Origin of the sequence: Streptomyces sp. NPDC058284, assembly GCF_042881135.1 — a bacterium.
Classification (GTDB): Bacteria; Actinomycetota; Actinomycetes; order Streptomycetales; family Streptomycetaceae; genus Streptomyces.
Window position 1 is genome coordinate 167,900 of the sequence record NZ_JBHVYE010000016.1, and the last position, 19,667, is coordinate 187,566.

Below are 19,667 nucleotides of genomic sequence, written 5' to 3' on the forward strand. Positions count from 1 at the left end.
ACCGCACCACCCTTCCCGGCGCTCCTGACGGATCACGCACCGCGCGCTACAGTCCCCGCACAGGCACGTTACTCATGAGTACAGCGGTAAGGGGATCGGTCATGCAGCTCGGGATCAACCTCGGCTACTGGGGCGCCGGGATGGACGCGGACAATCTCGCCGTCGCCAGGGAGGCCGACAAACTGGGCTACGCGGTCTGCTGGGCCGCCGAGGCGTACGGCTCGGACGCCGCGACGGTGCTGTCCTGGGTGGCGGCGCAGACCGAACGCATCGACATCGGATCCGCGATCTTCCAGATCCCGGCCAGGCAGCCCGCGATGACCGCGATGACGGCCGCCACCCTCGACTCGCTCTCCGGCGGCCGCTTCCGCCTCGGCCTCGGGGTCTCCGGGCCGCAGGTCTCCGAGGGCTGGTACGGCGTGAAGTTCGACAAGCCGCTGGCCCGCACGCGTGAGTACGTCGAGATCGTCCGCAAGGCCATGACCCGCGAGCGCCTCTCCTACGAGGGCGAGCACTGGACGCTGCCGCTGCCCGGCGGCCCCGGCAAGCCCATCAAGCTGACCGTCCACCCGCAGCGCGAGCACATCCCGCTGTACGTCGCCGCGATCGGCCCCAAGAACCTGGAGCAGACCGGCGAGATCGCCGACGGCGCCCTGCTGATCTTCCCGGCCGCCGAGCACCTCGAGGACACCGCGATCCGGCACCTGCGCGCCGGGCGTGAGAAGGCCGGCAAGACGATGGAGGGCTTCGACGTCGTCCCGACGCTGCCGCTGGCCGTCGGCGAGGACTCACAGGTCGACGCGCTCGCCGACATGTTCCGGCCGTACACGGCGCTGTACGTAGGCGGCATGGGCAGCCGCAAGCAGAACTTCTACAACCAGCTGGCGCGGCGCATGGGATACGAGAAGGAGGCCGCCGAGATCCAGGACAAGTACCTGGACGGCGACAAGGACGGCGCTGCCGCCGCCGTGCCGCGGCAGCTGATCGACTCGACCACGCTGCTCGGTTCCGTGGACCGGATCGCCGACCGGATGCGGGCCTACGCCGCGGCCGGCGTCACCACGCTCACCCTGGCCCCCGCGGGCTTCACGCTGGAGGAGCGGCTCACCGCGCTACGCGCAGGCACCGAGGCACTGGAGCGCGCCGACCTCACGTGAGGGGCGAGCGCAAGGCAACGTAAGGGAAGAGGCAAGCGGGGAAGTCCGCGGCCGTGGTGGGGGCTCGGGGGGTCTTCCCCGCCACGGCCGTCACGGAGAACAACGCACCACGGGGGCCCGCGGTTACGGCCTGGCGGCGGCGGGGTGTCCTTCGTTCGGCGGAGCGGACCCGTACACCTGTTGCCCGGCGGGGAACCTCGCACTTGAGTGGCCTGAGGGGAGGTTCACGCACAGGGCATGGAGGTGTCGGCTGATGCTGTCGGCCAAGGCTGTCTTCGGGGAGATCCTCGACCACGACGAGTCGTTCCGGCTCTTCTGCTCCATCGCCGCGAGCGGCGAGGCCCAGGGCGGCTGGGAGAACGGCCGCATCGCCGCCCTCGTCCCGGAGAGCGAACGCGCGCTCGCCCCCAAGATCGCCCGGCACGGCGCCGACGAGGACAAGCACGGCAGGATCTTCCACGCGCTGCTCAAGAAGCGCGGCCTGCGGCCGGCCGATGTCCCGCACGAGACCGACTACACGATGCTCCTCGAGCGGCACGGCATCGGCCTCGCCCACGACCGGCTGAAGACCGACAGGCCGCTCACCGTGCGGGACCTCGTCACGTACCTCGCGCACAGCAGGGTCACCGAGCAGCGCGCGTCCGAGCAGATGCGGCTGCTGCTCAGGTACTTCGCCGACCACCCGGACATCGGCCGGGCGGTACGGATGATCTCCCACGACGAGGACAACCACCTGGCGTACTGCCACGAGGAGTTGCTGCGGTTCGCGTCCGTCGGGCACGGCCGCGCCATCCAGCGCATCCTGCGCGAGTGCGCGCTCACCGAGATCCGCGTCCACCGCGATGTGAGCCTCGCCGTGCTGGACCGCATGGGACGCATCCTCCACTGGCCGCACGCCAAGCGCCAGCTGCTCACCGCGGGGGTGCACGCCATGTACGGCTTCGAGCGGTCCTGCGGCTGGCGGCGGATGGTCTGTCTGAAGACGCCCACGCGGCGCGACGCCCTGGGCGGCCCCGCGACACCGGCCCCCGAGTTCGCCTGACCTCGGGGGCGGGGCCGGGGCCCGGCCGCGCAGGCGTAACCGGCGACAGCGGACCAGGCCGTGCGTCACACCGGGCCTACAGCAGCACGAAGGAGGCGGAGGAAGGAGGTCCGGCATGAGCGTCGCCACCACCGAGCACAACGGCCCGTGGACCGTCGCCGACGTCCTCGCACTTCTCGAAGACCGGCGGTATCGCTACGAGCTCTACGGGGAATCGCTGATCATGTGGCCCGCCCCCGGCGCCCGCCGGCAGCGCGCATCGTTCCGGCTGCACGTCGCCATCGACCCCGCCGCCCTCAACCGCCGCTAGCGACACCACCTCGGTCCCGGCCGCAGGGCTGTCAGTCGCGGCGGAGGGCTCGCAAGGTGGAGCCGAGAGCTCGCAGTGCGGGTGTCGCGGCGGCGAGGGCGGCACGGTCATCGGCGGGCAGCGCGGCCAGGGCATCGGCGAACAGGGCGGCCCAGGCATTCTCGATCCGAGCCATTCCGTGCTGGGCGTCCAGCGTCGGAAACAGCCGAACGGCTCGACGGTCGTGAGGATCGGTCTCGCGTCGAATCAACCCCTGGGCGACCAGACCCCGCACGGCGGTACTGGCGTTGCTCCCGTGCAGCCCGAGTTCGCGCGCGAGTTCGCCCGTTCCTGTGCCCGGGGATTCCAGCACATAGCGCAGAACTTCCAGGTCCGACGGCGGTAGCGGAAGCAGCCCCGCCTCCTCGACCCCCCGCAGCCGCAGGACGCGGGCGAGGGCATAGACGGCGGGGGTCAGCTGCCTGGCTTCGCGCAGGAGCGCTTGGTCGTGGAGTTCGCTATTGCCCTTGGTCACCCTCCCATCCTAGCTTTCCCTATAGCTATATAACTATAGTCACCTTGCCTTGTTGCCCTTCCTCCCCCGGAGCGACCGTGACCACCCATGCCCGCAGCCAAGCCGGCCGGCCGGTGCCGAAGCCGGCGCCCCCGTCCCCGCCGGGTCGCCTGACCACGACCCTCGCGTTGCTGTCCTTCGTGATCCCACTCTCCACGGACATGTACCTTCCGGGCTTTCCTGCCATGGCCCGGGACCTGTCCACGGACACCGCCGGCGTCCAACTCACCCTCACCACGTTCCTCTTGGGCCTCGCCGTCGGCCAACTGATCCTCGGCCCTCTCTCCGACCGGTACGGACGCCGGAAGCCGATCCTCTTCGGAACCGGCATCTGCACCTTGGTCACGGCGCTGTGCGCCGTCGCCCCCTCGATCCAACTCCTGACCGGCCTGCGATTCCTCATGGGATTCAGCGGGGCCGCAGCCGTAGTCGTCGGCCGTGCCGTGGTCTCGGACATCGCGTCCGGCACGGCCGCCACAAAGATCTTCGGCATGCTGATGGCCCTGGGCGGCAGCGCGCCCATCGTGGCGCCGCTGGCCGGCGGGGCCATAGTGAACGGCTCCGGCGGTTGGCGCACGGTCTTCTGGGTGCTGGCCGGCGTGACCGCGCTCATGTTCCTGGCCGCGCTGCTCCTCGTTCCGGAGAGCCTGCCCGGCGAACACCGACACGCCCGCGGCATCCGGACCACGCTCAAGGCCGCCGTGTCGGTCCTGACCGACCGCCTCTACCTCGGCCACACACTTGCCTTCTGCTTCGCCAGTGCCACCCTGTTCTGCTACATCGCCGCTTCCCCCTTCCTGCTGCAGAACGTTCTGGGCTTCAGCGTCGGCGACGCGTCCATGGCCTTCTCCGTCGGCGCCCTCACCGCGACCGCCTCCAGCGCCGCCGCGACCCGCCTCGTGAGCCGCTATGGCTCCCGGCTCCTGTTGCACACCGGCCTTGCCGTGCTCCTGATGTCGAGCGCCCTCGCCCTACTCGTCACCGCCACAGGAAATCTCAACCGGGTGTGGGCCCTCGGCCTGGTCGGCATCGGCTTCCTCGGCCTCGGGCAGGTCTTCGCCACCGCCCCCGCACTCGCCCTCACACGCGTACCACACGCGGCCGGCACCGGTTCGGCAGTGCTCGGCACACTGCAAAGCATCCTCGGAGCGGCCGTCGCTCCCTTGATGGGCGTGGCAGGCGGACATACCGTCGTGCCGCTGTTCCTCGGCATGACCGGCTGCGCCCTGATGGCCACGCTCGCACTGTGCTTGACCGGACGAGACCGGCCGCCGGCCGATCGGGTCCCATGAGACACCGCGCACTCCGCAGAAGGACGGATCCCGGGCGCTCCCGGCCCCCTACAGCCAGCCGCGGCGCTTGAACATCCGGTACAGGACGACTTCCATGCCGGCCATCAGGAGGATCACGGCCGGGTAGGTCCACACCCAGTGCAGCTCGGGCATGTGGTCGAAGTTCATCCCGTAGATGCCCGCGATCATCGTGGGGACCGCGGCCATGGCGGCCCACGCCGAGATCTTCCGCATGTCGTCGTTCTGCCGCACGCTCATCTGCGCCAGATGCGCGTTCAGAATGTCCGACACCAGCCGGTCAAGGCCCTCCACGGACTCGTTGACGCGCGTTAGATGGTCGTTGACGTCACGGAAGAAGGGCTGCGCCGTCTCGTCCACGAAGGGCACCGAGGGGCCGAAAGGGCCCGCTCCGGAGAGGCGCGCCACGGGCAGCGCCAACGGTCCGGTCGCCCTGCGGAACTCCAGGATCTGCCGCTTGAAGGTGTAGATCCGCGACGCCGTGTTCCGTGAGGAACTGCCGCCGTCCGGCGAGAACACCTCCGCCTCGAGGACCTCGAGGTCGGCCTGAAGCTCGTCGGCGACCTCCAGATAGTGGTCCACGGAGGCGTCGGCGATCGAGTACAGGACAGATGTGGGCCCGTGCCTGAGGACGTCAGGATCGGCCTCCAGGCGATGGCGTACGGCTCCCAGTGGCGCGCCCTCGCCGTGCCGGACGGTCACCACGAACGAGTCGCCCATGAAGATCATGACCTCGCCGGAGGAGACGGTGTCGCTGTCCTGCTCGTACACGACCGGCTTGAGCACCATGAACAGCGAGTCGTCGTAGACCTCTAGCTTGGGCCGCTGGTGGGCCTTGAGGGCGTCCTCCACGGCCAGCGCGTGCAGCCCGAACTCCTGGCTGACCTTGTCGAACTCGTCCTCCGTCGGTTCGTGCAGACCGATCCACACGAACGCCTCCCGCGAGGCTCTCGCCTCGTCGAGGGCAGCGGAGAAGTCCTCGGGGCCCTGGGTGCGGCGTCCCTCTCGGTAAATGGCGCAGTCGACGATCACACCGCGCATTCTTCCCGGCCATCCGGGTTTCGCACCCCCTGAGCCGCTTAGGCTGAACCGCATGCCCACGCTGATCCTCGTCCGGCACGGACGCTCCACCGCCAACACCGCCGGTCTGCTCGCCGGGTGGACCCCCGGTGTGGCCCTCGACGAGCGGGGCGCCGCGCAGGCCGCCGCGCTGCCCGGACGGCTCGCCGCGCTGCCCCTCGCCGAGGTCGTCACGAGCCCCCTGCAGCGCTGTCGGGAGACCGTGGCGCCGCTGCTCGCCGCCCGCCCCGGCCTCCAGGAGCACACGGAGGACCGCATCGGGGAGTGCGACTACGGCGACTGGTCGGGCCGCAAGCTCGCCGAACTCTCCGACGAGCCGCTGATGGAGGTCGTCCAGCGCCACCCGTCCGCCGCTGCGTTCCCCGGCGGCGAGTCCATGCGGGCCATGCAGACGCGGGCCGCCGAGGCGGTACGCGAGTGGAACGCGCGCGTGGAGCGCGACCACGGCGAGGACGCCGTCTACCTGATGTGCTCGCACGGCGACATCATCAAGTCCCTCGTCGCCGAGGCCCTCGGCCTCCACCTCGACCTGTTCCAGCGCATCTCAGTGGAGCCCTGTTCCGTCACCGCCATCCGCTACACCCGGCTACGGCCCTTCCTGGTACGCCTCGGGGACACCGGCGACTTCGCCTCGCTGGCCCCGCGCGAGGACGCGACGGGCGCCGACGCCACGGTGGGAGGCGGTGCGGGCGCACCGTGATCGTCGCCCGCAGTAGGGTGAGGCGGGCCGGAGCTGCCCCCGCAGCCCGTCCGCAGCCGTTCAGCCGTCGCGGCGAAGCCGTCGCGACACCCCCGTACTTTGCAGTCGATCAATGGAGACAGGACGTGTCCCGTCAGGTGTTCCTCTACGACCCGCCGGAGCGTTTCGTCGCGGGAACGGTCGGGCTGCCCGGACGGCGTACCTTCTTCCTGCAGGCCTCCGCGGGCGTCCGGGTGACCAGCGTCGCCCTGGAGAAGACCCAGGTGGCCGCGCTCGCCGAGCGCATGGAGGAACTCCTCGACGAGGTCGTACGCCGCAGCGGGGGCAGCGCCGCGGTGCCGGCCGTCGCCCCCTCCGAGGTCACCGACAGCGCGCCGCTCGACTCGCCCGTCGAGGAGGAGTTCCGCGTCGGCACGATGGCGCTCGCCTGGGACGGCGAGGAGGAGCGGATGATCGTCGAGGCCCAGGCCCTCGTCGAGCTGGACGCCGAGACCGACGACGATCTGGCGGCGGCCGAGGAGAAGCTCCTGCAGGACGAGGAGAACGGCCCGCCGATGCTCCGCGTCCGGCTCACCGGGGCGCAGGCCCGCGCCTTCACCAAGCGGGCCCTCGACGTGGTGAACGCGGGACGCCCGCCGTGCCCGCTGTGCAGCCTCCCGCTCGACCCGGAAGGACATGTATGCCCGCGCCAGAACGGATACCGGCGGGGAGCGTGAGCACCGACCACGTCGCGCTCCTCACCCGCGGGGAGCTGACCGTGCGCGGACGCATCCGCGAGGCCTCGAACGCGGTGCTGTACTGCACGGTCGCGTACGAGGGCCGAGAAGCCGCCTGCGTCTACAAGCCCGTCGCCGGCGAGCGCCCCCTGTGGGACTTCCCCGACGGCACGCTCGCGCAGCGCGAGGTCGCCGCGTACGAGGTGTCGCTGGCCACCGGCTGGGACCTGGTGCCGCCGACCGTGCTGCGCCAGGGACCGCACGGCGAGGGCATGTGCCAGCTGTGGATCGAGGGCTCGGACGACACGGAGCTGCTCGCCCTCGTCGACGGCGAGGAACCGGGCGAGGGCTGGAAAGCGGTCGGTTTCGCGCGCGTCGACGAGGAGCGGACGGCGCTCCTCGTGCACGCCGACGACGTACGGCTGCGCCGCCTCGCCGTCCTCGACGCGGTGATCAACAACAGCGACCGCAAGGGCGGCCATCTGCTGGCCGCCGACGGCCGCCTCTACGGCATCGACCACGGCGTCACCTTCCACGCCGAGAACAAACTGCGCACGCTGCTGTGGGGGTGGGCGGGGGAGCCCCTGACGGACGAGGCCGTCGAGGTACTGGGGACCCTGCGGGACGGGCTCAAGGAGGGCGGCGCGCTGGCCGAGCGGCTGGCCGGGCTGATCACCCCCGCGGAGACCGAGGCGCTGCGGGGCCGGGTGGCGGCCCTGCTGCGGTCGGGGCGCCATCCGGAGCCGACGGGGGACTGGCCGCCGATTCCCTGGCCGCCCGTCTAGCCCGAGCAGCGGGGCCCGGCCCGGTGCCGACGGGCACGGCACATAGCGCCGGATCCGGCAAGAGTGCGGAACCGGACACCGATTCGTTGATCCCCACTCGTATGCGGACGCCCCGTCCGGTTAGGCTCAGGGCATGCATGCCTGGCCCGCTTCTGAGGTCCCCGCCCTTCCTGGCAAGGGCCGCGACCTCCGGATCCACGACACCGCGACCGGTGGACTCGTCACCCTCGACCCCGGTCCCGTCGCCCGTATCTACGTCTGCGGCATCACCCCGTACGACGCGACCCATATGGGTCACGCGGCGACCTACAACGCGTTCGACCTGGTGCAACGCGTGTGGCTCGATACCAAGCGGCAGGTTCACTACGTCCAGAACGTGACCGACGTGGACGACCCGCTCCTGGAACGCGCCAACCGCGACGGCAAGGACTGGGTCGAACTCGCCGAGGGCGAGACCGCGCTGTTCCGCGAGGACATGACCGCGCTGCGGCTCCTGCCGCCGCAGCACTACATCGGAGCCGTCGAGGCGATACCCGGCATCGTGCCGCTCGTCGAACGGCTCCGCGACATGGGAGCCGCCTACGAGCTCGATGGCGACGTCTACTTCTCCGTCGAGTCGGACCCGCACTTCGGGGAGGTGTCCGGGCTCGACGCCGCCGCCATGAAGCTGCTCTCCGCCGAGCGCGGCGGCGACCCGGACCGCCCGGGCAAGAAGGACCCGCTCGACCCGATGCTCTGGATGGCCGCCCGGGAGGGCGAGCCGAGCTGGGACGGGGCTTCGCTGGGCCGCGGCAGGCCCGGCTGGCACATCGAGTGCGTCGCCATCGCCCTGGACCACCTGGGCATGGGCTTCGACGTGCAGGGCGGCGGATCGGACCTCGCCTTCCCGCACCACGAGATGGGCGCGTCCCACGCCCAGGCGCTGACCGGTGAGTTCCCCTTCGCCAAGGCGTACGTCCACGCCGGCATGGTCGCCCTGGACGGCGCGAAGATGTCCAAGTCCAAGGGCAACCTCGTCTTCGTCTCCAAGCTGCGGCGCGACGGGGTCGACCCGGCCGCCATCCGCCTCAGCCTCCTCGCGCACCACTACCGCGCGGACTGGGAGTGGACGGACGCGGTTCTGGCGGAGGCCGTCGAGCGGCTCGGCCGGTGGCGTGCGGCCGTCTCCCGTCCCGACGGGCCTTCCGCCGAGGCGCTCGTCGAGGAGATCCGCGAGGCCCTCGCCGATGACCTGGACGCGCCGAAGGCGCTCGCCGCGGTCGACGCCTGGGCCGCCCGTCAGGACGCCGACGGCGGTTCGGACGAGGGCGCGCCCGGCGTCGTATCCCGTGCCGTGGACGCGCTGCTCGGCGTGGCCTTGTAGCTGTCGTCCTCGCTGAGGTCGATCGCCCTGCGGGCTCGTCCTCAATCGCCGGACGGGCTGGAATCTTCCGCCCGTCCGGCTTTTCGTGTGCGGGTCCGCCCGGCAGGGCGGGTGCGCCGCCGGAAGTCCACGAGCAGGGCAGCAAAGTCCATGGCCCCGGGGCCGGTCGAAGCGCTAGACCTCCGCCATGAGATCTTCCACGCGCTGCAGATCGGCGGCCGCTGCCGCCCTCCTGGGCCTTCTCGTGGCTTTCGCGGGGCCCGGCGGCGGCTCCGCGCGGGCCGCCGACGAGCCCGCGACCACCGTCGGTGACGTCACCGGGTTCGCTCACGAAGGACCCGTCTACCGGCTGACCGCGGGCCGGGCCGAGGCCCGCGTCAGCTTCGTGTCGGCCGGGACCTTCCGGCTCGAACTCGCGCCCGACGGGACGTTCACCGACCCGGCGGGCAAGGACATCGTCCTGCCGCAGGGCAAGGCGCCGCGCACCTCGTGGGCGGACAAGGGCGACCGCTACGAGCTGAGCACCTCCGAGGTGACGCTGCGCGCCTACAAGTCGCCGCTGCGTTTCGCCCTGTACCGGGCCGACGGCAGCCGCGTCTGGGCCGAGTCCAAGGGGCTCTCCTGGACCAAGGACGCCACCACGCAGAGCCTTGCGCGCGGGGCGGACGAGCAGTTCTACGGGGCCGGGATGCAGAACGGCCGCGGCAACACCTCGCACCGCGGCAAGAAGGTCGAGGTCGGCGTCGACTACGACTGGGACGACGGCGGGCACCCCAACTCCGTGCCCTTCTACCTGTCTTCGGCCGGGTACGGCGTCTTCCGGAACACCTACGCCCCCAACACGTACGACTTCGCCGAGCCCGTGACCGCCACCGCTGCGGAACAGCGCTTCGACGCCTACTACTTCGCGGGGCGCGGCGACGACGCGGCCAAGGACGTCATCGGGCAGTACACGAAGCTCACCGGCAAGCCCTTCATGCCGCCCGTCTACGGCATGGAGATCGGCGACGCGGACTGCTACCTCCACAACGCCAACCGCGGTGAGCGCCACACCCTGGATGCCCTGAAGGTCGCCGACGGCTATGTCGAGCACGACATGCCCAACGGCTGGATGCTCGTCAACGACGGCTACGGCTGCGGTTACGAGAATCTCGCCGAGGTCTCCAAGGGCCTGGCGGACCGCAGGATGAAGATGGGGCTGTGGACCGAGGACGGCCTCGACAAGATCGCCGAGCAGGTCAGGGCGGGCCAGCGCGTCGCCAAGCTCGACGTCGCCTGGGTGGGCGACGGCTACAAGAAGGCACTCGACGGCTGCAAGGACGCCTACCGCGGCATCGAGGACAACAGCGATGCCCGCGGCTTCACCTGGGCCCCCGAGAGCTGGTCCGGCGCGCAGCGCTGCGGCGTGCAGTGGTCCGGCGACCAGAGCGGCAGCTGGGAGTACATCCGCTGGCAGATCCCGACGTACGCCGGGTCGACCATGTCCGGTCTCGCCTACACCACCGGTGACGTCGACGGCATCTTCGGCGGCAGCCCCAAGACGTACGTTCGCGATCTGCAGTGGAAGATGTTCCTGCCGGTCACGATGACGATGGACGGCTGGGCCGCGACCGACAAGCAGCCCTTCCGACAGGGCGAGCCCTACACCTCCATCAACCGCAAGTACCTGAAGCTGCACGAGTCGCTGCTGCCCTACCTCTACTCGTACGCCCACGAGGCGACGAGGACCGGTGTGGGCGCGGTGCGGCCGCTGGCCCTGGAGTACCCCCATGACCCCAGGGCCGCGACCGACGCCGCCAAGTACGAGTTCCTGACCGGTGAGGACTTCCTCGTCGCGCCCGTCTACCGGGACACCGCCACCCGCGACGGCATCTACCTGCCCAAGGGCACCTGGACCGACTACTGGACCGGGCGGACCTACCAGGGGCCCACCACGATCGACGGCTACAGCGCCCCCCTCGACACACTGCCCCTCTTCGTCAAGGGCGGCGCGAGCGTGCCGATGTGGCCGGGCGGCATACGGTCCTACCAGGACCGCAAGGCGGACTCCCCGCTCGCCTGGGACATCTACCCGCAGGGCCGGTCGTCCTTCGAGCTGTACGAGGACGACGGCGTGACCCGGCAGCACCGCGTCGGAAAGTACGCCACGCAGCGTGCGGACGTGCGGGCGCCGCGCTCCGGGGCGGGCGACGTGAGCGTGCGGATCGGCGCCAACAAGGGCGAGTTCGATGGCAAGCAGCGCAGCAGGCCCTACGCGTTCACGCTGCACACCGGGGACGCGCCGAGCCGGGTCGCGCTCGACGGGCACCGGCTGCCGCGGTTCACGTCGAGGAGCGCGTACGACAGCGCCCGGCAGGGCTGGTTCTACGACCGGGACGACCGGGGCGGGGTCGTGCGGGTGAAGACGGCCTCGCGGCGCACCGACCGCTCCTTCGGGCTGACGCTCGACGACACCAGCGCCGTCGGCGGCGCCGTGTCCGGCGCTACCGCCGCGGTGAACGTACCGGCCGGTCAGGAGCTCGGCGCGGGCACCCCCGGCAAGGTAGCCGTCGACGTCACGGCGGGCACGAGGGCCGCCACCGGCGTCGATGTCACCCTCGACGCGCCCAAGGGGTGGACCGTCACCGCCGCGCAGGCCGGCCGGATCCCCGCCGGGACCACGCGCCGCGTCGAGCTCGCCGTCACCCCGGCCAAGGACGCGGAACCGGGCGAGTTGCCGCTCACCGCGAGCGCCCGCTACCGCTCGGCGGGCCAGGAACGCACCGCCACCGCACGGTTCGCGCTCGCAGTGGTGCCCGAAGCGCCCGGCAAGGACACCTGGGCGAGCGACATGGCGTGGCTGACGTCCACCAACGGCTACGGTCCCGCCGAACGAGACCGCAGCAACGGCGAGTCGGGGGCGGGCGACGGCCGGACACTGACCCTCGCGGGCAAGACGTACGAGAAGGGGATCGGCACGCACGCCGACTCCGTCATCGAGGTCTACCCGGGCGGCCGCTGCTCGAAGTTCACCGCGGACGCGGGCATCGACGACGAGATCAACGGCTATGGAGAGGTCGCCTTCTCGGTCGAGGCCGACGGCAGGGCGCTGTGGACGTCACCGAAGGTGACGGGTGCGTCGGCGACCGTCCCGGTCGACGTCGACGTGCGCGGCGCCCGGCACGTCCGGCTGAAGGTGACGGACACCAACAACTCCAGGAGCGGGGACCACGCGGACTGGGCCGCGGCCAAGTTCACCTGCGCGTAGAGCAGTTGGGCGGCGCCGGACGGGACGTACCCCGCCCGGCGCCGCCCCACGGACGGTGCGTACGCCGAGACGGTCCTCAGTCGTCCGGGGAATCGGACGTGCCGGACGGGCCGGAATCGTCGCCGTCGCTCTCGCCCTCCGCGCCCTGGCCGGGCCGCTGTGTGGGCTTCGGCTTCGGGGGCCGGGTGCGGTCGCTGGGCGCGTCCCGCAGATACGCCCCTCCGTCACCGCCGTCCCTGCGTCGCAGATACCGCTCGAACTCGCGGGCGATGGCCTCGCCGGAGGCCTCGGGGAGCTCCGCGGTGTCCCGCGCCTCCTCAAGCGACTGGACGTACTCCGCGACCTCGCTGTCCTCGGCCGCCAGCTGGTCCACGCCCACCTGCCAGGCGCGCGCGTCCTCGGCCAGTTCGCCCAGCGGGATGCGCAGGCCGATCAGGTCCTCCAGGCGGTTGAGGAGCGCCAGGGTGGCCTTGGGGTTGGGCGGCTGCGACACGTAGTGCGGGACGGCCGCCCACAGGCTCACGGCGGGAACGCCCGCGTGGGTGCACGCCTCCTGGAGGATGCCGACGATGCCCGTCGGACCCTCGTACTTCGTCTCCTCCAGGTCCATGGTGCGCGCCAGGTCCGGGTCGGACGTCACGCCGCTGACCGGGACGGGGCGCGTGTGCGGGGTGTCGCCGAGCAGCGCCCCCATGATCACCACGAGCTCCACGCCCAGCTCGTGCGCGAAGCCCAGGATCTCGTTGCAGAACGACCGCCAGCGCATGGACGGCTCGATGCCCCGCACCAGGACCAGGTCGCGGGGCTTGTCGCCGCCGACGCGGACCACCGAGAGACGCGTCGTCGGCCAGGTGATCTTGCGCACCCCGCCGTCGAGCCAGACCGTCGGCCGGTTGACCTGGAAGTCGTAGTAGTCCTCGGCGTCCAGCGCCGCGAACACCTCGCCCTTCCACTCCTTGTCGAGATGCGCGACCGCGGCGGAGGCGGCGTCACCGGCGTCGTTCCAGCCCTCGAACGCGGCCACCATGACCGGGTCGACCAGCTCGGGTACCCCCTCGAGCTCGATCACCCAGGCCTCCTTCCGACGTTCCCTTGCGTACCCCCCAACCTTACGGCGTCCACGGGGTCCCTCCGCAGCCCCCTTGCGTGGGGGAGTGCGTGATCACTGCCCACGTCCGGGCCCGGGAAACGACGGTTTCACGCAGGGCAGCGGGGCGGTGTCACAGCGTGGAGCGCAGCCACTGCTCGACGCTCGCGATGTGCACCGTCGCCCACGACCTGGCCGCCTCCGCGTCGCGGTCCCGCAGCGCGGCGAGGATCGCCCGGTGCTCGTGCAGCGTGCGGCTGACGGCGTCCTCCTGGGTCAGGCCGCGCCACACGCGAGCCCGGGTGGTGGGCCCGGAGAGGCCGTCGAGCAGGGAGCACAGCACGGAGTTGCCGCAGGACTGGACGATGCCGCGGTGGAACTCCAGGTCGCAGGCGACCAGCTCCTCCACGGACGGCGCGGCGCCCAGCGCGTCCAACTGCCCGCCCAGCGCGTCCAGTTCGGCGTCGGTGAGATGGGCGCAGGCCATCGCCGTGGCGGCCGGTTCCAGGGTCCGGCGCACGGCGAGGAACTCCAGGACCGTGTCGTCGCGGTGGAAGTCGACGACGAAACTCAGCGCCTCCAGGAGGAGTTGGGGGTCCAAACTGGTGACGTACGTGCCGTCGCGCCAGGCGATTATGGACCGCGGCGCGGTCGCCTCGTACGGAGAGACGGGGGAGCGGGTCAGCCGAAGCGCTCGATCCGGATCCGGTCCACCGGCTGGCCGCCCTCCACAAGGAGGCGCGAGGCGTGCTCGGCAAACCCGTTGGAGCCGCAGATGTACGCCTCCCAGCCGCCCTCGGGCCGTCCTGCCGCGTCCAGGTGGGGCGCCAAGTGGCCGGCGTTCAGGCGGCCTTCGGACCGGGTCAGGACGACGGTGGTCTCGTCGGCGTACTCGTCCGCGTAGATCAGGTCCTCGGGCGTGCGCGCCGACACGATCAGGCGCACCGGCACGGCGAGCCCGGCGAGCCGGTGGTGGCGGACCATCGACATCAGCGGCACCACGCCGGAGCCGGCCCCGAGGAGCAGCGCGGGACGGTCGCCCGGCCAGGCGAAGAAGCCGGACAGCGGCCCGCGCACCTCGACGGTGTCGCCGACGTGCGCCACGGTGTGCAGGTGCCCCGACACCTCGCCGCCCGGCACGTGGTCGAGGGTCAGCTCGATCTCGCCGCTCTCGTCGGGCGCGGAGGCGATCGAGTAGTGGCGCTGGGCGACGTAGCCGTCCTCGGCGGTGAGCCGCAGCATCAGGTGCTGGCCCGGCAGATGCCCCTGCCAGTCGGGCACCTTCAGGCGGAACGTCGACACGAGCGGCGTCTCGCGGCGGATCTCCACGACTGTCGCCCGCTGCCACATGGCCGCGGAACGGTTGCTCACCGCGATGCGGCCGGGCACGGCGAACGCCGTCGGCGGCACGAAACGCTCATCGGGTCCGGGATTCGTGAGGTCAGTCACCGGCGTAACGCTCCTCGGCCCACGGGTCGCCCCGGTGGTGGTAGCCGTTCTGCTCCCAGAAGCCGGGCTCGTCGCGGTCGAGGAGCCGGAGCCCCGCCACCCACTTGGCGCTCTTCCAGAAGTACAGGTGGGGGACGATCAGCCGGGCCGGGCCGCCGTGCTCGGCGGGCAGCGGCCCGTCGCCGTACTCCCAGACGATCCACGCCTTGCCGTCCGTCACGTCGGACAGCGGGAGGTTCGTGGTGTAGCCGGTGTGCGAGTACGCGACGACGTGCGCCGCCGTGGGGAGCGGGCGGGCCGCGGCCAGGAACGTGTCCAGGCTCACCCCGCCGAACCGCACCCCGAACTTGGACCAGCTCGTCACGCAGTGGATGTCGCCCCGGTACTCGGACGCGGGCAGTGCGTGCGCCTCGTCCCAGCTCCAGGTGTGCGGGGCCGCGACGAGACCGTCGACGCGGAACGTCCAGTCGGCGGCGGCGAGCCGCGGGGTGACCTCGGCGGACAGGACGGGCCAGCCGTCGCCCGCGTCGTACTGCCCCGGGGGCAGCCGCGGGTCGCGGTCGGCGGCTCGGGCGCGGCCGGTGAAGCCGCGGGTGGGTTCGAACGTCATGCGGTGGGTGCCACTTCGGGAGCTCTCGGGGGTTGCTGTCACTTCGGTCCGGGGCTGCGGGTCAGGAGACCGGTGCCGCCTCGGAGGCGGTCGCCGCGTCCTGGAGGGCCCGCAGGACGGCCTGCTCGTCGAGGGTGAGCAGGGTCCGGTCGCGCATCAGGACACGTCCGTCCACCACAGTGTCCCGGACATCGGCGGCCGACGCCGCATACGCCAGCGTGGACCACGGGTCGTGCCGGGGCGCGAGGTGCGGCCGGTCCAGGTCGAGGACGATCAGGTCGGCCTGCTTGCCCGCCTCCAGTGAACCGAGGCGGTCACCGAGTCCGAGCGCACGCGCCGACTCGACGGTCGCCATCCGGACGGCCTGCTCGGCGCCGACCGCGGTGGGGTCGCCGCCCGCCTTGTGCACCAGCGCCGCGACCCTCACCGCGCCCAGCAGGTCGAGCGTGTTGGAGGACACCGCGCCGTCGGTGCCGAGGCCGACCGTGACGCCCGCGCGGAGCAGGTCGGGCACGCGCGCGATGCCGCAGCCCAGCTTGAGGTTGGACACCGGGCAGTGCGCCACCGCCGTGCCGGTGCGGGCCAGCGTCGCGATCTCGGCGTCCGTGAGGTCCACGGCGTGCGCGAGCAGCGTGTCGGGCCCGAGCACGCCGAGCGAGTCGAGCAGCTCCACGGGGCGCACGCCGTGCTGTTCGACGACGGTCGCCACCTCCGCCGCGTTCTCCGACGCGTGGATGTGCAGCAGCGCGCCGTGCTCCCGGGCGAGCGCGGTGATCCCGGTGAGCTGCGCGGGGTCCAGCGTGTACGCGGAGTGCGCGCAGACGACGGGACGGGTGCCCGGCGCCGGAACGTACGCCTTCAGGTGCGCGGTCGCCCAGCCGAGCCGCTCCTCGTAGGGCCTGCCGTCCGGCGGGCCCGGCACGTCCATGAACGTCGGCCCGGTCAGCAGCCGCCACCCGGCGTCGCGGGCCGCCTCCTCGGCCGCCTCGTGGAACCAGTACATGTCGAGCGCGGTCGTCACCCCGCCCCGTACGGACTCCGCGACGGCGGCCCGCATCGCGGTGGCCACCGTGTCCGGCGAGAGGATCGCGGCCTCGCGCGGGACGACCCGGGCCAGGAAGCCCTGGAGCGTGACGTCGTCGGCGATGCCGCGCATCAGGTTCATCGCGAGGTGCGTGTGCGTGTTGATCAGGCCGGGCAGGACGAGGCAGCCGCGCGCGTCGATCTCCTCGGCCGCCTCGTACACCGCGCGCAGCCGCTCCGCGGGCCCCACCTCGACGACGCGGCCCCCGCGCACGGCGACCGCCCCGTCCCTCACGACGGTGCCCGCCGCGTCGACGGTCAGCACGTCGCCGCCGTGCACCAGCAGGTCTATGGAGCCGCCGCGGTCCTGGGCCGGCAGGTCAGTGGGGTGCATCGTTCCGTTCTCCCTGGTCGCCTCGGTTCGGGCTGATCGCTACGGTCGTTCAGCGCTCGGTGGAGGCCAGCAGGCGCAGCGCGTCCAAGGTTATCCGGGCACCCCGGTCGACCCCGGCGGCGACCACCTCGCGGTGCGGGTCGTACCCGCCGGTGGCGTCCTTGTCGACGAGCTCGTCGGCGTTCGCGCCGTCCACGACCAGGGCGCCGCCCGCGGTCAGACCGTGTGTCGACGCGAAGACGTACAGCGCCGAGAGCTCCATCTCGATCGCGGCGATCCCGGCGGCCGCGTACGCCTCGCCGGGCAGCGGCAGGAAACCCGGCTGGAACGCGGCCCGCGTCCACACCACCCCACGGTGGTACGGGGCTGCGGCGGCCCGCGCCGCGCGCTCCAGGGCGAGCACCGCCTCCGGCGCCGAGAACGCCGGGTACTCGGCGGGGATCAGCTGCTGCGTCACGCCGTCGTCGCGCACCGCCGCGTCCGCGATGACCAGGTCGCCGTCGCGGATGCCGGGGCGGATCGCACCCGCCGTGCCGAGCCGCAGGATCGTCGTGACGCCTGCCTCGGCGAGCTCCTGGAAGAGGAGGATCGCGCCGGGCGCGCCCACGCCGTGCGAGGCGACGACGACGGGCGTGCCCTGCCAGGTGCCGGCGAAGACGCGGTACTCACGGTGGTACGACACCTCCTTCGCGTCGGCCAGGAGATCGGCCACGGCGGCCGCACGGCCCGGGTCGCCGACGACGACCGCGTGCGCGGGCAGGCCGGCGCGGGGGACACGGGTGATGGGCAGCGCGTCGGTGAGCGACGTCATGTGGAGGCTCCTAGGAGGGACTCGGGTTGCTTGCGGCGCCTGCGGCGCGCCGTGGAAAGGAAGAGGGCGACCAGGGTCACCACGTAGGGGGCGGCGTCGGTGGCCTGCGGCGGAAGACCGTTGCCCTGCAACCGGAACCCGACCGCCTCCGCGACCCCGAAGAGCAGCCCGGCGAGCAGCACCCCCAGGGGCAGCGCCCGGCCCAGCAGCACCGCGACCACGGCGATCCAGCCGCGCCCCGCCGTCATGTTCTCCGAGAACAACGTGACGTTGCCGAGGGCGAGTTGAGCCCCGGCGAGGCCGCAGAGCAGCCCGCCGGTGAGGACGGCCGCGTACTGGTACTTCACCGGGCTCACCCCGAGCGTCGCCGCCGCGTCCGGCGCCTCGCCGACCCCGCGGAGCCGCAGCCCCCACGGGTGACGCGCGAGGAACACGGCGGCGACGGCGACCGCCGCCCACGACACGTACACGAGCGGCGAGTGCCCGGACAGCACGGGCCCGAGGAAGGCCAGGTCGACGGTCCCGAGCCCCGCCAGGTCCGGGTCGGAGAACGTGCCCTGCACGCCGAAGACCGTACGCAGCAGGAACCCCGTGAGCCCGACGGCGAGGAGGTTGAGCGCGACACCGAGGACGACGGCGTCGCCCCGCAGACTGATGGTCCCCACGGCGAGGATCATCGCGTACGCGGCGGACGACAGGGCCGCGAACAGGACACCCAGCCACGCGCTGCCGGTGAACCAGCTGCCCGCGACCGCGCTGAAGCAGCCGACGAGCATCATACCTTCGAGGCCGATGTTGAACACGCCGGCCCGCTCGCACACCGCGCCGCCGAGCGCGGCGAGCAGGATCGGGGTGAGGGCGAGGAGCGCCGAGTGGAACAGCGCGGAGTCGACGGACATCAGAGGTCCCCCTCAGGAGCGGTGGGAGCCACGGGGGCCGTAGCGGCCGTGGGAGCCTTCGGAGGTACGGCCTTCCTGGCCGCGCGCCGCCAGGTGAAGCGCAGGCGCGCGGCCAGGAAGACGATGACGACGGCCTGCAACACCTGCGTCAGCTCGCGCGGCACCTCCGTGGCGCGCTCCATCGCGAGCCCGCCCACGTCGAGCGCGGCGAAGAACAGCGCGGCGAGCGCGGTGCCGAGCGGCGCGGCCGAGGCGAGGAGCGCGGCCGTCAGACCGGTCCAGGTGTGCCCGGCGGCCGTCAGCGAACCGTCGATGAAGCGGTACGGGAAGCTGAGCACGCCGATCGCGCCGACGAGCCCGGCGACGGCGCCGGACACCGCCATGAGGCGCAGCGTGAGCCGGGGCGCGTCCACGCCCGCGTACGCCGCGAAGCGCGGGTTGAGCCCCGTCATGCGGATCTCGTAGCCGGTGGCGGTCCTGGCGTCGGCGAAGACGAAGACGCCCGCGGCGATCACGACGAGCACGAGCCCGACCGTGACCGTCGACGACCCGAAGGCGGGCAGCTCCACGCCGGCCGGGAGCCGCCGGGTCTGCGGGAGGCTCGACCCCTCCTCCTTGAGCGGGAACCGTGCGAGGTACGACGCGAAGGACATCGCCGGGTAGCTCAGCAGGAGACTGCTCACCAGCAGCGGCACCCCGAACCGGTTCTGGCAGACCGCGGCGAGCGCCGCGTACAGGGCGCCCGCCAGCATCCCGGCGAGCAGCGCGGCGACCACGGCGAGCGGCGCGGGCACCGGAACGTACAGACCCGTGGCCGCGGCGGCGATCCCGCCGAGCACGAGCTGCCCGTCGCCGCCCAGATTCAACAGGCCCGCCCGCATCGGGATCGCGAGCGCGACGGCGAGACCCAGGATGCTCGTCCCGGTGGTCAGCGTCGACCCGATCCCGTCGGGCCCGAGCGAGCCGCTGACGACGGACCCGTACGCGCCGAGCGGCTCGGCGCCCGTGCCGACGAGGAACAGCGCCCCGACGAGGACGGCGGCGACGACGGAGTGCAGGGCGGACGACGTGAGGGCCCGCCGGACGGGGGAGTGCTCCCCGTACAGGCGGGAGAGGCTCTCGACGGCCATG

18 protein-coding genes and 1 pseudogene are annotated in these 19,667 nt (G+C 72.2%); 9 read left to right on the forward strand and 10 right to left on the reverse strand.

Features of this window, described 5'->3' with window-relative positions:
• The first annotated feature begins 101 nt into the window (after positions 1 to 101).
• The 3 genes from ACFVYR_RS22925 (at position 102) to ACFVYR_RS22935 (ending at position 2,509) form a co-directional block, all read left to right on the forward strand.
• Entirely contained in the window at positions 102 to 1,157 is a 1,056-nt protein-coding gene (locus tag ACFVYR_RS22925) for an LLM class F420-dependent oxidoreductase (RefSeq protein ID WP_384251619.1), read from the forward strand.
• A gap of 253 nt (positions 1,158 to 1,410) precedes the next feature.
• Positions 1,411 to 2,199: a ferritin-like domain-containing protein gene (locus tag ACFVYR_RS22930; protein ID WP_384251622.1), complete on the forward strand. Its 789-nt coding sequence runs from the start codon at positions 1,411 to 1,413 to the stop codon at positions 2,197 to 2,199.
• Positions 2,200 to 2,314: 115 nt separating this feature from the next.
• A complete protein-coding gene (locus tag ACFVYR_RS22935; protein ID WP_384251625.1) occupies positions 2,315 to 2,509 on the forward strand; it encodes a hypothetical protein in 195 nt (64 codons plus the stop codon).
• A 31-nt stretch (positions 2,510 to 2,540) separates the two neighbouring features.
• Here ACFVYR_RS22935 and ACFVYR_RS22940 read toward each other — a convergent pair whose 3' ends face one another.
• Positions 2,541 to 3,023, reverse strand: a complete 483-nt coding sequence (locus ACFVYR_RS22940) for a MarR family winged helix-turn-helix transcriptional regulator (protein ID WP_384251628.1) — start codon at positions 3,021 to 3,023, stop codon at positions 2,541 to 2,543.
• Positions 3,024 to 3,100: 77 nt separating this feature from the next.
• Here ACFVYR_RS22940 and ACFVYR_RS22945 point away from each other — a divergent pair, with 77 nt between their 5' ends.
• On the forward strand, positions 3,101 to 4,354 hold the full coding sequence (locus ACFVYR_RS22945) for a multidrug effflux MFS transporter (protein WP_384251631.1): 1,254 nt from the start codon (positions 3,101 to 3,103) through the stop codon (positions 4,352 to 4,354).
• 48 nt (positions 4,355 to 4,402) lie between these two features.
• Here the strand turns inward: ACFVYR_RS22945 and corA are convergent, their stop codons facing one another.
• Positions 4,403 to 5,404, reverse strand: coding sequence for a magnesium/cobalt transporter CorA (corA, locus tag ACFVYR_RS22950; protein WP_384251729.1), 1,002 nt, complete (start codon positions 5,402 to 5,404; stop codon positions 4,403 to 4,405).
• Between the two features lie 61 nt (positions 5,405 to 5,465).
• Between corA and ACFVYR_RS22955 the strand changes: the two genes are divergently transcribed.
• The 5 genes from ACFVYR_RS22955 to ACFVYR_RS22975 all read left to right on the forward strand — a co-directional run bounded on the left by ACFVYR_RS22955 (position 5,466) and on the right by ACFVYR_RS22975 (position 12,263).
• Positions 5,466 to 6,152, forward strand: coding sequence for a histidine phosphatase family protein (locus ACFVYR_RS22955; RefSeq protein ID WP_384251634.1), 687 nt, complete (start codon positions 5,466 to 5,468; stop codon positions 6,150 to 6,152).
• A 125-nt stretch (positions 6,153 to 6,277) separates the two neighbouring features.
• Positions 6,278 to 6,868: a DUF3090 domain-containing protein gene (locus ACFVYR_RS22960; protein WP_384251636.1), complete on the forward strand. Its 591-nt coding sequence runs from the start codon at positions 6,278 to 6,280 to the stop codon at positions 6,866 to 6,868.
• Complete coding sequence (locus tag ACFVYR_RS22965) at positions 6,832 to 7,653, forward strand: SCO1664 family protein (RefSeq protein WP_384251639.1); 822 nt, start codon at positions 6,832 to 6,834, stop codon at positions 7,651 to 7,653. The genes ACFVYR_RS22960 and ACFVYR_RS22965 overlap by 37 nt, the downstream gene beginning before the upstream one ends.
• 133 nt (positions 7,654 to 7,786) lie before the next feature.
• Complete coding sequence (mshC, locus tag ACFVYR_RS22970) at positions 7,787 to 9,016, forward strand: cysteine--1-D-myo-inosityl 2-amino-2-deoxy-alpha-D-glucopyranoside ligase (RefSeq protein WP_384251642.1); 1,230 nt, start codon at positions 7,787 to 7,789, stop codon at positions 9,014 to 9,016.
• Positions 9,017 to 9,203: 187 nt separating this feature from the next.
• Positions 9,204 to 12,263 (forward strand): NPCBM/NEW2 domain-containing protein, encoded by a 3,060-nt coding sequence (locus ACFVYR_RS22975; protein WP_384251645.1) that lies wholly within the window; start codon positions 9,204 to 9,206, stop codon positions 12,261 to 12,263.
• Positions 12,264 to 12,339: 76 nt separating this feature from the next.
• Here the strand turns inward: ACFVYR_RS22975 and ACFVYR_RS22980 are convergent, their stop codons facing one another.
• The 8 genes and pseudogenes from ACFVYR_RS22980 to ACFVYR_RS23015 all read right to left on the reverse strand — a co-directional run bounded on the left by ACFVYR_RS22980 (position 12,340) and on the right by ACFVYR_RS23015 (position 19,666).
• Positions 12,340 to 13,332: a PAC2 family protein gene (locus ACFVYR_RS22980; protein ID WP_384251648.1), complete on the reverse strand. Its 993-nt coding sequence runs from the start codon at positions 13,330 to 13,332 to the stop codon at positions 12,340 to 12,342.
• 151 nt (positions 13,333 to 13,483) lie between these two features.
• Positions 13,484 to 13,972 (reverse strand): annotated as a pseudogene (locus ACFVYR_RS22985) (FadR/GntR family transcriptional regulator); the annotation flags it as partial.
• Between the two features lie 59 nt (positions 13,973 to 14,031).
• Positions 14,032 to 14,799, reverse strand: coding sequence for a ferredoxin reductase (locus ACFVYR_RS22990; RefSeq protein ID WP_384251650.1), 768 nt, complete (start codon positions 14,797 to 14,799; stop codon positions 14,032 to 14,034).
• The gene (locus ACFVYR_RS22995) at positions 14,792 to 15,409 is read right to left on the reverse strand and encodes a sulfite oxidase-like oxidoreductase (RefSeq protein ID WP_384251652.1); all 618 of its coding nucleotides are present in this window, start codon (positions 15,407 to 15,409) and stop codon (positions 14,792 to 14,794) included. Before ACFVYR_RS22995 ends, ACFVYR_RS22990 begins: the two co-directional genes overlap by 8 nt.
• A 61-nt stretch (positions 15,410 to 15,470) precedes the next feature.
• Positions 15,471 to 16,826: an amidohydrolase gene (locus ACFVYR_RS23000; protein ID WP_384251655.1), complete on the reverse strand. Its 1,356-nt coding sequence runs from the start codon at positions 16,824 to 16,826 to the stop codon at positions 15,471 to 15,473.
• A gap of 49 nt (positions 16,827 to 16,875) precedes the next feature.
• On the reverse strand, positions 16,876 to 17,637 hold the full coding sequence (locus tag ACFVYR_RS23005) for a purine-nucleoside phosphorylase (protein WP_384251657.1): 762 nt from the start codon (positions 17,635 to 17,637) through the stop codon (positions 16,876 to 16,878).
• Complete coding sequence (locus ACFVYR_RS23010) at positions 17,634 to 18,536, reverse strand: ABC transporter permease (RefSeq protein WP_384251659.1); 903 nt, start codon at positions 18,534 to 18,536, stop codon at positions 17,634 to 17,636. The genes ACFVYR_RS23005 and ACFVYR_RS23010 overlap by 4 nt, the downstream gene beginning before the upstream one ends.
• Positions 18,536 to 19,666: an ABC transporter permease gene (locus ACFVYR_RS23015; RefSeq protein WP_384251662.1), complete on the reverse strand. Its 1,131-nt coding sequence runs from the start codon at positions 19,664 to 19,666 to the stop codon at positions 18,536 to 18,538. Before ACFVYR_RS23015 ends, ACFVYR_RS23010 begins: the two co-directional genes overlap by 1 nt.
• Between the last annotated feature and the right edge of the window lies 1 nt (position 19,667).

Coding starts and splice junctions, on each gene's coding strand:
- ACFVYR_RS22925 (WP_384251619.1), top strand. CDS start 102: ATGCAGCTCGGGATCAACCTCGGCTACTGGGGCGCCGGGATGGACGCG.
- ACFVYR_RS22930 (WP_384251622.1), top strand. CDS start 1,411: ATGCTGTCGGCCAAGGCTGTCTTCGGGGAGATCCTCGACCACGACGAG.
- ACFVYR_RS22935 (WP_384251625.1), top strand. CDS start 2,315: ATGAGCGTCGCCACCACCGAGCACAACGGCCCGTGGACCGTCGCCGAC.
- ACFVYR_RS22955 (WP_384251634.1), top strand. CDS start 5,466: ATGCCCACGCTGATCCTCGTCCGGCACGGACGCTCCACCGCCAACACC.
- ACFVYR_RS22965 (WP_384251639.1), top strand. CDS start 6,832: ATGCCCGCGCCAGAACGGATACCGGCGGGGAGCGTGAGCACCGACCAC.
- mshC (WP_384251642.1), top strand. CDS start 7,787: ATGCATGCCTGGCCCGCTTCTGAGGTCCCCGCCCTTCCTGGCAAGGGC.
- ACFVYR_RS22975 (WP_384251645.1), top strand. CDS start 9,204: ATGAGATCTTCCACGCGCTGCAGATCGGCGGCCGCTGCCGCCCTCCTG.
- ACFVYR_RS22995 (WP_384251652.1), bottom strand. CDS start 15,409: ATGACGTTCGAACCCACCCGCGGCTTCACCGGCCGCGCCCGAGCCGCC.
- ACFVYR_RS23000 (WP_384251655.1), bottom strand. CDS start 16,826: ATGCACCCCACTGACCTGCCGGCCCAGGACCGCGGCGGCTCCATAGAC.
- ACFVYR_RS23005 (WP_384251657.1), bottom strand. CDS start 17,637: ATGACGTCGCTCACCGACGCGCTGCCCATCACCCGTGTCCCCCGCGCC.
- ACFVYR_RS23010 (WP_384251659.1), bottom strand. CDS start 18,536: ATGTCCGTCGACTCCGCGCTGTTCCACTCGGCGCTCCTCGCCCTCACC.
- ACFVYR_RS23015 (WP_384251662.1), bottom strand. CDS start 19,666: ATGGCCGTCGAGAGCCTCTCCCGCCTGTACGGGGAGCACTCCCCCGTC.